This window comes from Clostridium sp. 1001283B150210_160208_E6 (assembly GCF_015669365.1).
GTDB lineage: Bacteria > Bacillota > Clostridia > Clostridiales > Clostridiaceae > Clostridium > Clostridium paraputrificum.
Genome location: NZ_JADPAA010000003.1, coordinates 58,197 through 72,069, shown reverse-complemented (window position 1 = coordinate 72,069; position 13,873 = coordinate 58,197). Strand labels below are relative to the sequence as shown.

Genomic DNA, 13,873 nt, shown 5'->3' with positions numbered 1-13,873 from the left:
ATATTAGTAATCCCACACTTCAAAAGCTAAATAACCATGATGATAGTTATAACCTAATTTTTCAGCTAATGCAACAGAGGCTTTATTATGAGCATCCCAACTTGGATATAAACCTCTCTTAAGGCATTCTAAAATTAATTTTGCACCACAACAATATGCAAGACCTTTTCTTCTGTATTGCTCTTTAGTATCAATTTCTACTTCAATTCCATCTCTATACCTTGAATAAGCAGCTGCACCTGAAATAGGTTCATTATCTTTCATAACAACAACGCCTAATCCTAGATTCTTAAACATTTCATAATCAGAATATTGAGCTACAAAACTTTTACTCCAATCATTTAACCTACAGAAATTAAAAATCTCTTCATCTATCATTCTTAGTGCATACTCTTTCGGTAAAGAGTTTACAATAGCCATCAATTTATCCTTACCAAAAATATGCTCTTCTTTTTTTATGGCATATCTAGTAATTTTTTTTGCATTATTTCCGTAACACTCTTTAATTAATACTGACCACTCATTACTTTGAGGTACCATTATTATAAAATTCTCTTTATAGTAATCTGGTTTATATTCTACTAGCTCTTTATTAGCTACTCCCCCGAAGAAACAAAAGTCTCCAAGTACAGCCATTGCAGATTTGGGATTCTCTTCATCATCTACATAAATACTTCCCATTATGTTTTGAAGACATGACCATATAATTGTTTCTTCCCAATTACCAAATAAATCTTTAGCCTTTTCTGTATCCTTTAGCTTATAAATCATATAACGCTCCATTCTGTTCTCTGATATTCTTAATTATAATCTTAAATTTATTTTAACATATTTACAGGTGCTCATAATTATGCATATTTATATATTTATGTATTTATATGTTTAAAACAATATTTATTTTTTTATTTTTGCATATATAACTTTTAGAAATAAAATTGGAGGTTTGTTATGGCAAGAAGAAAAAAAGAATTTGTAATATCTAAGGATGATTTATGTTACGAAGAACCAATGGATGAAATATGTTTTACAGATTATGTACCACCATCAAAAGATGCTGTTGCTAGTTTTTGTTTTAGCGATGAAGCTACAGAAGAAAAATTAAGTTTTGATAATAGAAAAGAAGAAGCTAAACCTTTCACTGAAACAAAGTTTACTCCCCAATCTCATCAAAATAAAAAAGGTAAAGGACACCCTAATGGTATAACTCCTCCTGTAGACGGAGAAAAATTTGAATTTGTTAGAACCTATTGCTTTAGAAAGTCTACTTTAATAAAACTTAATAAACTTAAAGCTAATAATCCTGACTTTAATATTTATATTAGCACTATAATTGATGATGCTATATGTTCTTACTATAATAGTGCTATGAAATAAAGTTGAGAGCTTGTGCTCTCAACTTTCTATTAAATATTTGATCTATGAATCAAATTCATAATCATAGCTATTACCCAAGCTTCCCCCTAATCTAATAATGCTTGCACATCATATTCTTTTTTTGAAATATTATAGTATAAAATTGTAACCTCTTTATCATCTAAGAACTTTAACTTTACATCTCTTTTAAACTTATAGTTAAAACCGCACTTTTCATTTACCCTTTTAGATCTATTATTAAAATGGAAATGTCCACACCAGATTAAGTCTAAATCCATTTCATTAAATCCATAATTTATTAAACTTTTTACAGCTTCAGGAATATATTCTCTTCCCCAATATTTTGGATTTAGCACATATCCAATCTCCCTTTGTTTTAAATCTTTTAATGAACTATCTGGTCTGCTTATATGTAATCCTATTCCCCCAATAACCTTATCTTCTTCCTTTAAAACAATTGCATAGGAGTCATTACTCTTTATAAACATATTTATTATTTCTTTGCTTTCTTCTTCTGATTTATGTGGCCTCCACCCTGCATTGGGCCCAACTAATTCACTTTGAGCATATTCATACAAATCACTGCTATCGCTTAATTTCCAAGGTCTTATTATTAGTCTATCTGTAATTATTTCTTTCATTGCCCCCTCCTTTTATATCCCCGTAAACTATTATAATTTTCAAGAAATCTATAATCACACTTTTCTACATACATATATTGTAAAGCAAAATACTTACAAATAAAAGAAGAGGAACCATAATTTGCGATTCCTCTTCCTAAGCTACTCATTTTTTAGTTTTATTTTAGACATCATTATAGGAATGGTTGTTGCTACTACTAAGGCTATTAATAGTATTATTCCCATACCATTACTTGCTGCAAATCCAGTAGGAGTTTTTGGAGTTATTACTCCTGTAACCTGAAGTATTATTCCTAATAGTCCAATTATAGAGCCACCAGCAACAAGCCCTGAAGAAAGGCTTATTCCATTTGAAACTTTTACTTCTTTTTCCTGCTCATCTTTACTCATTTTTTCTACAAATACTCTTATTAAAGCACCTACTAATATTATAGAAGTTGTTGATATAGGTAAATAGAACCCTATAGCAATAGTCATTATAGGTAAATCTAATAAGAATAAGAAAAGTGCCATTACAATACCAACTATAATCATTGGCCATGGTAAATCGCCAGACATTATACCTGATGTTAAGGTTGACATTAAATTAGCTTGTGGAAGTGCAAATGGTGCTTCTGCTCCAGTAATTCTTAACTGGCTTGATAGAACAAGGATTGTTCCTGTTACTACTATAACACCAATAACACTTGATATAGCAAATGAATTTCTCATTTCACTTCTGCTACCACCTATTATGTAACTTACCTTTTGAGATTGGCTGTATCCACCAGCTACTGCTATTGCAACTACCATAAAGGCTGCAAATAAAAGTAATGATTTATTATCAGCTGGAGAAGTCCATCCCATTATAACGAAAACTAAAGTTAATATTACTAAAGATGCAATTGTCATACCTGATACTGGTAGGTTTGATGTACCTATTGTACCAGTTAAACGTCCTGCTACTATAACAAATAATAATGATAATATCATAGAAACTATTGCACCTATTATTGCCATCTTTATATTTTGAGAAATTATAAAGGCTGCAACAAAGGCTACTATAATTCCACCAAATAGCATAAGAATTCCACCTGAATTCTTTTCATTGCTTTCATCTTTGCTTGATTTTGCTTTAAATGTTTCCTTAAGAGAAACAACAATTGTTGGTATAAGCTTAATTGCACCAATAATACCACCACAAAGCATCATTCCAGCACCAATATACTTAACATAGCTTCCTGCTATTGTATTTACATCCATTTGATGAAGTAACACAGAAGCATCATTCCATGATTGAGCACCATGTTCTGCAAAATCAGTAAAGTAACCTATTAATGGAGTAATACCAAAGTTAGCTAAAACTGAACCTGCAAACATCATTAAAGATACTTCAAGACCAACTATAAATCCAATACCTAATAAAAGTGGATTTACTTCAGTTGAGAACTTCCATTTATAAAACTTACTGCCTACAAAAGTAATAGTATTGTTAATTAGATTCAAAAATGATCCTGTCAACACATTAATAATACCACTTATTCCAAATCCAATACCCATGTATTTTATAGCATCTCCACCTGCTTCAGATGCAACTAAAGTTTCAGAGATAGCCATTGATTCTGGATACATAAGAGTTCCATGTTCCTCTACTATTAAGAATTTATAAACTAATGAAAGACATCCAATACCAAATAGTGTGCCTCCTACTCCAACAGTAATTCCTTCTATAAGAGTAATATCACTTCCTATAAGAATAATTGCAGGTAAAACATAAATCATTCCACTTGCTATAGATTCTCCACCACTTGACATACCTTGAGTTATATTTTTCCCAAGGATACCTTTACTTTTGGCAAAAGCTCCAATAAGCATTGAACCTATAATAGCACCAGGAATCCCTGCTGCAACAGTTAATCCAGATTTCATTCCAGAATAAGCTGTAGATGCTGCAAACACAGCAGCTAAAATTGAACCTATTATGATTACTGCAAGATTTGTTCCACTTTTAGACTTGTCAGTTATGTATGGAACATAATCCTTACCATGAACACCACCATAGGCCTCTTTAGGTAATTTCTTTTTCATCTTTTGTCCCCTTTTCTTTTGTTTATTTATAAATTTATATTTAGTATATCCATTTTTCCTAATATAATAATTACCTCCTGTTTTATCACTTTAGTCTGATAAAACAAAAAAACATGATAAATATTATCATGTTTTTTTTAACAATACAAACCATAATTTGTATTACCTTTAACTTCTAATTATAAAGTATTAATAATTTAACTTATGATTTGAAAAAGTATAAATTTTATTATAATGATTTTTAAAAAGAATTATGAAATCACCTATATATAAATACTATTTTAATATTTTTATATATTACTATTAAATTTAGCAATTCCACTTAATTTTCGCAGGGTTTTCTTCGTTAGGTATAGCAACCTTTTCAAGTGACTCTAACATTTTTTCTAATTCTTTACTAGCTAATTCATCATATATTTTTGAACTCTCTGATAAACCACACTTATCATAGACAATTGCTGCTGCTCCATAAAAAGTAAAACCAAGAGCATTTGTTGGTGTATTAATTGTTCCACAAGCTGTTACTATAGCACGACAAGCTGCCTGAGCAACAGGGTTTTCTTCTAGACTTTTTGCAACTACATTTCCTTCCTTTATAAGTGGTTTAACCTCATTTAACTTTTTAGTTCCATTTAAATATTCCTTTGAAGCTGACAATATATTACGAAGTCTTAAATCATCACTATAGTTTTTTTCGTATATTTTAAGAAAATTGTCCTCTGCATATGTAATTGCCCAATTGGCTAATGTTGTTTTGCTTTGTGTTTCTATTAAACTCATTAATGATACTATATTGGGATCTTCCAAGCTTCCTAACATCTTCCTTAGTTTTGCCATATTTATTCCTACTTTCTTTTAACTAATTATTATTTCTTTTAGTTCCTCTACATTATTTACTAGATAGTCTGCACCTTCTTTAAGTAACTCTTCTCCTCCTCTAAATCCCCATGAAACACCTATAGATTTAACTCCAGCATTTCTTGCAGTTCTTATATCAACATTTGAATCACCAATATATATGCATTCCTCTTTACTTATGCCAAATTCATCAATTACTTCTAAAACTGATGTTGGATCAGGCTTAGCTTTATAGTTTTCTCTTAATCCTAAAACTATTTTAAATCTATCACAAAAATATTTATGTATTATCTCCAATGTAAAATCATGTTTCTTATTAGATACAACAGCTAGTCCAATTCCTTCATCTATTAGTTGGTCTAAAAGATCAATTATTCCATTATAAGGCCTAGTCATATCCATCATATGTTCATTATAGTATTTATTAAACACATCTAATACCATATTAACTGTTTCACTATCCCTATATTCAAGTGGAAGAGCTCTTTCCACAAGCTTGTACAATCCATTTCCAATAAAAGTTTTATACTTCTCAGACTCATGGGTTGGAAATGAGAATTTACTAAGAGCATAATTACATGCATTTGCTAAATCATCGATTGTATTTAGCAATGTACCATCTAAATCAAAAATAGCTACTTTAAACATTACTCTCTCCTATTTAACCTAATTTCTCATTCGATTATATCATATTTACCTTTTACATTGATAACAAATATAGTGAGAAATATACTTATCTTGAAGGAGTGATTATATATTCTTAAAAATACTATTGGATAACAAAAAACATTAATTTTATTAAAATAGCATTGAAAATTAGTATTTCAATGCTATTTGCTTTATGGAATAACTTTACATATAATTAACTTATGCTAATTATAATTAGAAGGGAGTATTAAACTTGAGCAATACATTTACCAAAGATTATACTATAAACATATACGATGTAGATTCTAATATGAATTGTAAATATTCATCTTTAATGAATTACTTATGGGATGTTGTAATATCTCAAACTGATACCCTAGGAGAAACTGATCATGGACTTGTACATAATTGTGTGTGGGTTCTATTAAAATATGATTTAAAAATTCTAGAATACCCCAAATTTAGAGATGTAATAACTGTTGAAACTGAAGCCATAGGTATTAAAAAGCTTTATGGTTACAGACGTTGCACAATAAAAAACTCAGAAGGCAAGATAATTTTATCTGGAATTTCTACTGCAATGTTAATTGACATTGAAAAAAGACGTCCAGCAAAGATTTCTCCTGAACAATTAAAACTTTATGGGGTAGAAAAAGAGTTGGATGAAATCATGCCATTAGATGATTTTATAAAGCTTGAAGCTTCTAGTATTACAAGAGATTATACTGTTAGACATAGTGATATTGATTCAAATAATCACGTTAATAATGTTAAGTATATTGAAATGGCAATTGATACTTTACCTAAGGAGCTTTTAGACCAATATGAACTATCAGGTATAAAAGTTCTATTTAAGAAAGAAGCTAGTGAAGGTTCAACTCTACACTTTAATACAGACATTTTAAGAAATGATGAGAATGAATTAATTACAGTTCATAGGGCTTTTAAGGATGAAATTCAAAAGCCAATTACAAAATTAGAATTTAAATGGAAAAAGAATAGCTAAATACTATTCTTTTTTGTTAATATAACTATTTAAGGTAATATCGTCTTCTATTCTTAGTTTTATTTTTATATTCAATAGCATATGTTGGGCATCCACAAATACATGCCATGCAATGAGTGCAATTATCCCCCCACTTTGGCTTACCATCTACTAGGATAATATTATTTAAAGGACATAACCCTTCACATTTACCACAACTTATACACTTATCTGTTGTATGAAATCCCTTTGGGTTTACATATATTTTATAAAACATTTTATTGATAGAATTACTTTTCATCCTATCAATAATAGTAGTTTTATGTTCCTCAAATTTTCTACCACTAACTATATACTTAACTATTTTATTAACTTCTTCCTCTGCATTTTCAATTCTACTTTCATTCTCTTCATCACTAGGAGTACTGTACATAACAATATAATTATCAGGCATAACCAAAGCTCTTAGCCCCATAAACTCAAGCCCTTTTTCCTCAGAGATATCCCTTAAAAATGAAGTAGCATCTCCTGTATCAGCTCCACATGTAAGAATAAAATACACCTTTTTATTTCCAGAAAGCTTAGTATTCTTAATAAACTTTTCTACTACCATAGGAATTCTCCATGCATAAGTAGGCGCTATAATGACAAATGGTTTATCTGATTTTATTTCATTATTACTACCACTCTTTATAAGTTCATTAATTGATATGACTTCATCATCTATTTCTTTACTTATTAACCTTGCAATATGACGACTATTTCCTGTTCCAGTAAAATATAATATCATTTATTCTCACTCCAATTTATAAAACCATATTACTGTTCAACAGATAACTTATCTGCTAAAGCATAAATATATTCCTTCGACTCCTTAAGACCAGCTCCTGTTGTCATTCTATATAGCTTAACTGCCTTTACTTTCTTCCCTTCTATTATTAATTTATTTAATTCATCATTTATCTTATTAAGCTCCTCATCTTCTATTCCTAAATGATTTATTATCCTATTCAATTTATTATTTAGGATTTTAATTTGATCTTTTTGATTACTAACATTCATCATTAGTACTATACTTACACCACAAAGAAATCCCATTATAGCATAATCCACTATATCTCCCCCTTTATTATTCTATATCACAATTATACATTAAATTCTTAATCAAATGTATATTTTTACATGTTAAAATATTACTATTAGGATATTTTAATTTATTTGCAACTTTTAATTTAGAATACTTGTCTAATAGATATAGCATTAATGCTTAAATTTTAGTAACTTAAGGAGATTAATATGGAGAAAGTATTTTCTTTACCTTTTAAAACAAAAGAAAAAGATTCATTAGAAATAACTCTTGTTAATAAAGCCAAAAAGGGTGACCCAGAATCATTTACAGAATTATATAAGATTTATAAAGTTTATCTTTACAAAATAGCATATAGCTATGTTAAGGATGAGAATAAAGCATTAGATATATTACAAGAATGTGCTTATAGAGGCTTCTTAAATATTGCTAAAATTAAAAAACCTATTTTTTTTAAGACTTGGATAACAAGGATTTTAATAAATGTAGCTATTGATTACCTAAAAAAAGACAGTAAAATTATATACTTAAACAATGATATCCCCATGGCATCTAGTAAAGAAAAAATATCTATAGAAGAAAAAATAGACTTATACAATGCTATTGATACGTTAAGAGAAAAATATAAAACTGTCATTATTCTAAAATACTTTAATAATATGAGCATTCAAGATATTTCATATATCATGGGTATACCAATAAATACAGTTAAAAGCCATTTAAGAAGAGCAAAAGAAGAATTAAATAATACTTTAAAGGAGGGATATTTAGATGAATTTTAATGGATATGATGATATTAAAATACCTGAAAATATTGATATAAAAATTCATAATGGTGTACAAAAAGCAGTTTTTGAAATTTCAGAAGCAAAAATCAATAAGAAGAAAAAACTAACCGGTGCTATTTGTGCTACTATAGCATTAATATTAGCTTTAGGTATAGCAAATCCTGCTTTAGCAGCTAAACTTCCTATAATAGGTAATGTATTTGAAGCTATCGAAAAAAATCTTTTCTTCCCCGGAAACTATTCTCAATATGCAACTTCTGTAAATGAAACAACCACTTCTAATGGAGTTGATATTACACTTTCTGAAATACTATGTGACGGTCAATCTTTATATGTAACATATATTGTTGAAAATAAAGATTCATTTAAATATACCTCTTGGGGAAATACAGGAAAAATGGATATGAATCAATTAATTACAGAAGAGTCTTATAATAAGGTTAATTTTAGCGATATTGAACTAGGCGGATCAGGTTTTGCAGGACTGGAAGGCAAATTTATAAATGAGAATACTTTTGTTGGAGTTAGAAAATATAACTTAGATTTATTAAATACTGAAATACCATCAGAGTTTATATTCCAATCCAAAATTATATATTTAGAGAATTACGGAATAAATACTACAGATAAAAGCTATAAAAAAGTTGGTTCTTGGGCATTTAAAGTGCCTGTTACAGTTAATAAGAACCTAAGAAAAAATATAGAATTTTCACAACAAAAAAATGATTTAGTAACTATTAATTCAATAAACTTAAGTCCTTTTGATATGATATTAGATATAAATTATAAATTAGAAGATAATTATCTTTATAAATTTTTCATTTATGATGAAAATGGAGATTTACTTATGATTTCTAATCAAACTTGGAATAGCAATAAAGATAATCATAAGATAACTACAAATGCACCTGATACTAAATCTAACTGTATTAGAATAGTAATAGAAAAGCAAAATGAAAGTACAAAAGAAACTGTCTACGATAGTATAATTTCACTAAAAAAGCAGTAAATTTAATTTTACTGCTTTTTTATAACCTTATTTATTTCGCTAACAACTTCCTCTAATTCTTTATTTGTTGTATCAATCTTAATTGTATTCATTTTCTCATATAATACTAGCCTTTCAAGACTTCTTCTTATATTATCTTCATCTCTTAAACCTTTAATAATATCTCCTTTAATTCTTGATACTAATGATTCCACAGAACACATTAAAGTGATCTTATAGATTTCTACATTAGAAGTATTAAGGCCTTTTAATATTTCCTCCATTATTTCATCTGTATGAATGACCCAATTAAATATTATATATTTGCTACTAGAATTTCTTATATAATTATTTAGAATATGAATTATATTATCTAAAACCATAGTCTTATTTTCTTCATTTACTGTAAATGGGTTCATCATCCAGTAATTATCCCCATCTAGCCAAAATGAATTATCTAATTCTTTATAAAGCATTCTACAAACTGAAGTTTTTCCAACTCCCATAACTCCATTTACAATAATTAACTTCTTTTTCACTTCTATCACCTATTCAATTTCTAATTATCTAAGTCTCCTTGATTTCTATAAATATAGGTAACAAAGGATCCTCTCTCATCTATTGTCTCATTATACTTAACCAATTCTAAGCTTTCATTTAACCCATCAAAATCTGATGGCTGTATTAAGTCTTCTTCTCTTATCTTTGAATCTGGCACATGTTTCTGTCAAAAACCACTAATGAATAAAACACCTTCTATTCTAAGATGTTTGTTTATACTACTTAATTGCTCCTTACTTAATCTATAATGATTTATAATTATATTATCAAATTCCTCTAAGTTATCTAAAGCATCAGCTTTACTTAAATCTATTTTCTTAGTATTAACTTTATAATTATTCCTTGCTGCAAATTTATGTAGCCTTTCAAGTGCTTTAATACTAAAATCTACTCCAGTAACATTAAATCCTTCCTGTAATAAAAAGAAACTATTTCTACCATCTCCACAAGCTAAGTCAAGAACAGTTCCACTTTTAAGATACTTTATGTTCTTAACTAAAGCTTCTTCTGGTTTTAAAGGATTCCCTCCCCTATTTTCAAACTTTTTATCCCAATAACTTTCGTTTCCCATGTATTCCATATTTCTTCTCCTATACGTTTATCAAATAATTCTTAAAATTTATAACTATAATTAAGATCAAGCAATCACCTAAAAAAATGAGTTTTAAAATTTGTACAATGTTGTCTTAGTCTATCACTAAACGTTAAATTTTGTTGTTCTGTTTCAACATAAGGGATTCTAAATGGACCTTTATAGTGTATATAATTAACTATATTTGATCCATTAAACATACCTTCATCAATATCTAGTCTATAAAATACATATCCTCTTTGTTTATCAGATCCAAAAGGATAGTTTACAGCTCCACTAATTTTATCATAAGCAATTTCATCACCAAACCAATCATTCTCTATAACATTTTTGTTCTTTAGTCTTGGTATTTCAGCAGAATAGTTTATACCCTTTTTTTCAAATAGTAATCTGCCACTTATTAACTCAAATTTCTGAGTATTACTAATTGAAAATCCGTCATGCCAGTATGATTTTCCATCTTTCCATTTGAAATATTCAATGACATACATTTCATTATTCTTTAATTCAGCGTAAATAGTCGTTGCCTCTAAATTATATTTACCTGGTATCTTGTTATACGTACGAACTCCTAAATCATCTTCAATAGTTTCCTCTTCATAATCAAACATCAACACTTCATTAGATGATTTTATAACTATTGCATCCTTTAACAAAGCTATCTCCTCATCTGATATATCTTTAATAATATCCCTGGGAAATCCCTTATCTATAAGCATTTCTCTAGTTTCTGAATTTTGAGGAGTAACAAACTCTATAGAATTTAATTTAATATGGTTAGACAGTAAACAACAAATAGACACTGCTACTACACATCCAATATAATATATACAAAGAAATTTCCTATTACTTATCTTTTTATTCACTTCTGATGGCTTATAGTTTATTGTATTAAAATAATTACCTAATTTGTAAAGAGAACAGAAATAATACAAATAACTTAAATTTAAAATAATAAATATCCACCAAAGGCTACCTAAACCAGATACTATGCAAATTACAATAATACCCCTCCAAATAATTATTCCTAAAATAGGATCTTTTCTTGGTTTAATATCTGCTTTCTCAAAAACTTGCTTTAAACCTTTACGAAATATTAAAAGAAAGCTTACTTGAAATATAGTTTCAAATAATACTTCAATTGTAATATTATTGAATCTTTCACCTAAGGGTGTATTAGTACATATTAAATTAAAAATATCAACTATAATATTTATTATAGAAAAAATCCAAGCTATATTAAGAGCTTTATTTTCCTTATGTATATCGCGTAAACCGATATATAAAAGTCCTACTCCTATTGTTGGTAATATATACTGTAATTTAAATATACTAAATGTAGCTAAAGTAAGAGCAAATCCCCATGCTATATTTTTTATTGCATTACTCAATATATTAGTATCATATTTACTATATGAATCTGTAGGTTTATTAATAATACTTCCCTCATTAAGATTATCTAATTTAAAATCATTGCCACTCATTATCCCCTATCCCCTTTTTTTACTTTTCTTTCATAGTAAATTATATAATTAAGTTTATATTTATTATTAAAATTACTTTTTTCATCATTTTCACACCATGTTTGCCATTATATGTAATTATATCATATATTATAAATTCATTGCTATTTTCTCCACTACTATTTAAAGCATAGAATATGTTTTTTCTAAATTTAATATAACTAAAAAATATCGCATACTATCACTAGCGATACGATATTCTAACATAAATAACTTCATTATTTTACTTTTCTATCTCTATTCTCTTATTGACTATCTTCTCAAATCTATTTTCATTTAAAATTTCATGGGTTACAAATTCTCCATTATAAAATAAAGCATATGTTGTAAATGGACATGGAGAATTCTGTGCCTCTTCATATGTTTCGAACAATACACTTTTAAACTTGATTCCTTTACTATTAGCTATCTCTTCAATTATAGGTACATACTTTGCAGTAAATGGGCATTGGTGGGTATAATAAAGTACAAATCCTTCATTTTCAATAGTAGGTTTCTTTACACTATCTTTAAAAGAAGGTTTACTTGAATCTTCATAAAAAGGTAGATACAAAAGTTCAAAATATGATTCTAAACTATCTGCCAATTTGAAACCTTTATACCTTAAAAATTCTGGATCAGAAAGGTATGGTTTCTTTTTCTTTGAAGATAAAACTACAAGTCCTTTTTTACCTTTTTCCTTACTATCTTTAATACACTCTTCTAATAGTACATTTGAATTCCCTTGCCCTTTGTATCTTCCAGATACCCAAAAACAATTAATAAACATATATTCCTCAGCTTTAATTGGACACCATGCCTTTTCAGCAGGAATATATTCTATAAAACACTTTCCTCTAACATCACCTTTCTTAAAAACAAGCCCATCATCAAACCTTTTTAAAAGCCAAGCTTTCTTTGAAGCTACTTGACAATCCTTATTGCTAGAAATTGCGCAACAAATATGCTCATTATCTAAATTTTCTTTATTAACAGTAATAATATCCATAACTTCTCCTCATTAAAACTATTTATCTTTTAAAATAAAATTGCTAAGTAAAGTCATAATAACCATATATACAAGTACAGCAATATCAATAATCTTACATTTTAAACCCTATAATAAACTAATTTAATATCTAAAAAGTTTCTTATATATATATTATAACATATTATTCCAGATAATCTTTTAACAAAAATACTGCATGTCCATCTATGAACAATGCAGTATCTCTAACTTATTATTTCTCTTCTAATATTATTTTACTTCTATAAAATCCATATCTTCTATAAAAATTTAATACATTTTCATTTCCATCAATAACAACTATAGTTTTAGATTTAGCACAATTTTTATTCAGCCACTCTATAGCCCTATTCATAAGCTCGTCCCCTAAATCACATCCCCTATAATCATTTTCAATAAATAGGGAATCAATTTCACCTAATAAATCTTCACTTAGGGATGAAATACAATAACCAATGTATTTATTATTTTCTTGATCCTTTATTAAATCAACATTTACCTTTATATTTCTATTCTCTATAAACTTACTTATTCTCAACTTAAAAGAATTGTTTTTATACTTATCAGAAAAGTTATTGGAATTAGACTCATGATGTTTATTTAATTTGTTCCACAATGGTTCTACAAGGTCTAACAATTCCTTTCCTCCATTTATAAACTCAAACTTTTTCATGCACACCTCACCATTTTATAAATTATAATATAAGGGTATAATAACTTAAAACACTTATAAAGTAAAACTATAAGCTCTTCAC

General features: G+C 27.9%; 17 protein-coding genes. 4 read left to right on the top strand and 13 right to left on the bottom strand.

Going from position 1 to position 13,873, the window contains the following annotated elements; translation table 11 throughout:
* Nucleotides 1–3: 3 nt before the first annotated feature.
* A complete protein-coding gene (locus I4V16_RS05115) occupies nucleotides 4–771 on the bottom strand; it encodes a GNAT family N-acetyltransferase (RefSeq protein ID WP_027098410.1) in 768 nt (255 codons plus the stop codon).
* A gap of 177 nt (nucleotides 772–948) precedes the next feature.
* Here I4V16_RS05115 and I4V16_RS05110 point away from each other — a divergent pair, with 177 nt between their 5' ends.
* Nucleotides 949–1,374, top strand: coding sequence for a hypothetical protein (locus I4V16_RS05110; protein ID WP_053089713.1), 426 nt, complete (start codon nucleotides 949–951; stop codon nucleotides 1,372–1,374).
* 86 nt (nucleotides 1,375–1,460) lie between these two features.
* Here I4V16_RS05110 and I4V16_RS05105 read toward each other — a convergent pair whose 3' ends face one another.
* From I4V16_RS05105 to I4V16_RS05090, 4 genes are all read right to left on the bottom strand, one after another.
* On the bottom strand, nucleotides 1,461–2,015 hold the full coding sequence (locus I4V16_RS05105; protein WP_049177727.1) for a GNAT family N-acetyltransferase: 555 nt from the start codon (nucleotides 2,013–2,015) through the stop codon (nucleotides 1,461–1,463).
* 141 nt (nucleotides 2,016–2,156) lie between these two features.
* Nucleotides 2,157–4,082 carry an oligopeptide transporter, OPT family gene (locus I4V16_RS05100; RefSeq protein ID WP_049177728.1) on the bottom strand — a complete coding sequence of 642 codons (1,926 nt, stop codon included), beginning with the start codon at nucleotides 4,080–4,082 and terminating at the stop codon, nucleotides 2,157–2,159.
* 309 nt (nucleotides 4,083–4,391) lie between these two features.
* Entirely contained in the window at nucleotides 4,392–4,919 is a 528-nt protein-coding gene (locus I4V16_RS05095) for a putative immunity protein (protein ID WP_049177729.1), read from the bottom strand.
* An 18-nt stretch (nucleotides 4,920–4,937) separates the two neighbouring features.
* The gene (locus I4V16_RS05090; RefSeq protein ID WP_049177730.1) at nucleotides 4,938–5,588 is read right to left on the bottom strand and encodes an HAD family hydrolase; all 651 of its coding nucleotides are present in this window, start codon (nucleotides 5,586–5,588) and stop codon (nucleotides 4,938–4,940) included.
* Between the two features lie 253 nt (nucleotides 5,589–5,841).
* On the opposite strand from I4V16_RS05090, the gene I4V16_RS05085 reads away from it, so the two are divergent.
* Nucleotides 5,842–6,594, top strand: coding sequence for an acyl-ACP thioesterase domain-containing protein (locus I4V16_RS05085; protein WP_049177732.1), 753 nt, complete (start codon nucleotides 5,842–5,844; stop codon nucleotides 6,592–6,594).
* 25 nt (nucleotides 6,595–6,619) lie between these two features.
* Here the strand turns inward: I4V16_RS05085 and I4V16_RS05080 are convergent, their stop codons facing one another.
* Nucleotides 6,620–7,363, bottom strand: a complete 744-nt coding sequence (locus I4V16_RS05080; RefSeq protein WP_111937542.1) for an EFR1 family ferrodoxin — start codon at nucleotides 7,361–7,363, stop codon at nucleotides 6,620–6,622.
* 29 nt (nucleotides 7,364–7,392) lie between these two features.
* A complete protein-coding gene (locus tag I4V16_RS05075; protein WP_111937541.1) occupies nucleotides 7,393–7,686 on the bottom strand; it encodes a 50S ribosomal protein L7/L12 in 294 nt (97 codons plus the stop codon).
* Between the two features lie 183 nt (nucleotides 7,687–7,869).
* On the opposite strand from I4V16_RS05075, the gene I4V16_RS05070 reads away from it, so the two are divergent.
* Both I4V16_RS05070 and I4V16_RS05065 read left to right on the top strand, forming a co-directional pair.
* Nucleotides 7,870–8,442, top strand: coding sequence for a sigma-70 family RNA polymerase sigma factor (locus I4V16_RS05070; RefSeq protein WP_049177736.1), 573 nt, complete (start codon nucleotides 7,870–7,872; stop codon nucleotides 8,440–8,442).
* Entirely contained in the window at nucleotides 8,432–9,457 is a 1,026-nt protein-coding gene (locus tag I4V16_RS05065) for a DUF4179 domain-containing protein (RefSeq protein ID WP_049177739.1), read from the top strand. Before I4V16_RS05070 ends, I4V16_RS05065 begins: the two co-directional genes overlap by 11 nt.
* Nucleotides 9,458–9,465: 8 nt before the next feature.
* Here I4V16_RS05065 and I4V16_RS05060 read toward each other — a convergent pair whose 3' ends face one another.
* The 6 genes from I4V16_RS05060 to I4V16_RS05040 all read right to left on the bottom strand — a co-directional run bounded on the left by I4V16_RS05060 (nucleotide 9,466) and on the right by I4V16_RS05040 (nucleotide 13,791).
* The gene (locus I4V16_RS05060; protein ID WP_049177740.1) at nucleotides 9,466–9,975 is read right to left on the bottom strand and encodes an AAA family ATPase; all 510 of its coding nucleotides are present in this window, start codon (nucleotides 9,973–9,975) and stop codon (nucleotides 9,466–9,468) included.
* Between the two features lie 20 nt (nucleotides 9,976–9,995).
* Nucleotides 9,996–10,154: a hypothetical protein gene (locus I4V16_RS17410; RefSeq protein ID WP_243282788.1), complete on the bottom strand. Its 159-nt coding sequence runs from the start codon at nucleotides 10,152–10,154 to the stop codon at nucleotides 9,996–9,998.
* A 9-nt stretch (nucleotides 10,155–10,163) separates the two neighbouring features.
* Nucleotides 10,164–10,577, bottom strand: coding sequence for a methyltransferase domain-containing protein (locus I4V16_RS05055; RefSeq protein WP_243282787.1), 414 nt, complete (start codon nucleotides 10,575–10,577; stop codon nucleotides 10,164–10,166).
* A gap of 65 nt (nucleotides 10,578–10,642) precedes the next feature.
* The gene (locus I4V16_RS17405) at nucleotides 10,643–12,073 is read right to left on the bottom strand and encodes a hypothetical protein (RefSeq protein WP_242979723.1); all 1,431 of its coding nucleotides are present in this window, start codon (nucleotides 12,071–12,073) and stop codon (nucleotides 10,643–10,645) included.
* A gap of 262 nt (nucleotides 12,074–12,335) precedes the next feature.
* Nucleotides 12,336–13,100 carry an N-acetyltransferase gene (locus I4V16_RS05045; RefSeq protein ID WP_049177744.1) on the bottom strand — a complete coding sequence of 255 codons (765 nt, stop codon included), beginning with the start codon at nucleotides 13,098–13,100 and terminating at the stop codon, nucleotides 12,336–12,338.
* A gap of 232 nt (nucleotides 13,101–13,332) precedes the next feature.
* Nucleotides 13,333–13,791, bottom strand: a complete 459-nt coding sequence (locus I4V16_RS05040; protein WP_049177745.1) for a GNAT family N-acetyltransferase — start codon at nucleotides 13,789–13,791, stop codon at nucleotides 13,333–13,335.
* Nucleotides 13,792–13,873 lie beyond the last annotated feature (82 nt).

What these genes read in the sequence shown, in the direction of transcription:
- I4V16_RS17405 (WP_242979723.1), bottom strand. Translation starts at nt 12,073, where the DNA reads ATGAGTGGCAATGATTTTAAATTAGATAATCTTAATGAGGGAAGTATT.
- I4V16_RS05115 (WP_027098410.1), bottom strand. Translation starts at nt 771, where the DNA reads ATGATTTATAAGCTAAAGGATACAGAAAAGGCTAAAGATTTATTTGGT.
- I4V16_RS05070 (WP_049177736.1), top strand. Translation starts at nt 7,870, where the DNA reads ATGGAGAAAGTATTTTCTTTACCTTTTAAAACAAAAGAAAAAGATTCA.
- I4V16_RS05110 (WP_053089713.1), top strand. Translation starts at nt 949, where the DNA reads ATGGCAAGAAGAAAAAAAGAATTTGTAATATCTAAGGATGATTTATGT.
- I4V16_RS05065 (WP_049177739.1), top strand. Translation starts at nt 8,432, where the DNA reads ATGAATTTTAATGGATATGATGATATTAAAATACCTGAAAATATTGAT.
- I4V16_RS05095 (WP_049177729.1), bottom strand. Translation starts at nt 4,919, where the DNA reads ATGGCAAAACTAAGGAAGATGTTAGGAAGCTTGGAAGATCCCAATATA.
- I4V16_RS05105 (WP_049177727.1), bottom strand. Translation starts at nt 2,015, where the DNA reads ATGAAAGAAATAATTACAGATAGACTAATAATAAGACCTTGGAAATTA.
- I4V16_RS05045 (WP_049177744.1), bottom strand. Translation starts at nt 13,100, where the DNA reads ATGGATATTATTACTGTTAATAAAGAAAATTTAGATAATGAGCATATT.
- I4V16_RS05080 (WP_111937542.1), bottom strand. Translation starts at nt 7,363, where the DNA reads ATGATATTATATTTTACTGGAACAGGAAATAGTCGTCATATTGCAAGG.
- I4V16_RS05100 (WP_049177728.1), bottom strand. Translation starts at nt 4,082, where the DNA reads ATGAAAAAGAAATTACCTAAAGAGGCCTATGGTGGTGTTCATGGTAAG.
- I4V16_RS05055 (WP_243282787.1), bottom strand. Translation starts at nt 10,577, where the DNA reads ATGGAATACATGGGAAACGAAAGTTATTGGGATAAAAAGTTTGAAAAT.
- I4V16_RS05090 (WP_049177730.1), bottom strand. Translation starts at nt 5,588, where the DNA reads ATGTTTAAAGTAGCTATTTTTGATTTAGATGGTACATTGCTAAATACA.
- I4V16_RS05040 (WP_049177745.1), bottom strand. Translation starts at nt 13,791, where the DNA reads ATGAAAAAGTTTGAGTTTATAAATGGAGGAAAGGAATTGTTAGACCTT.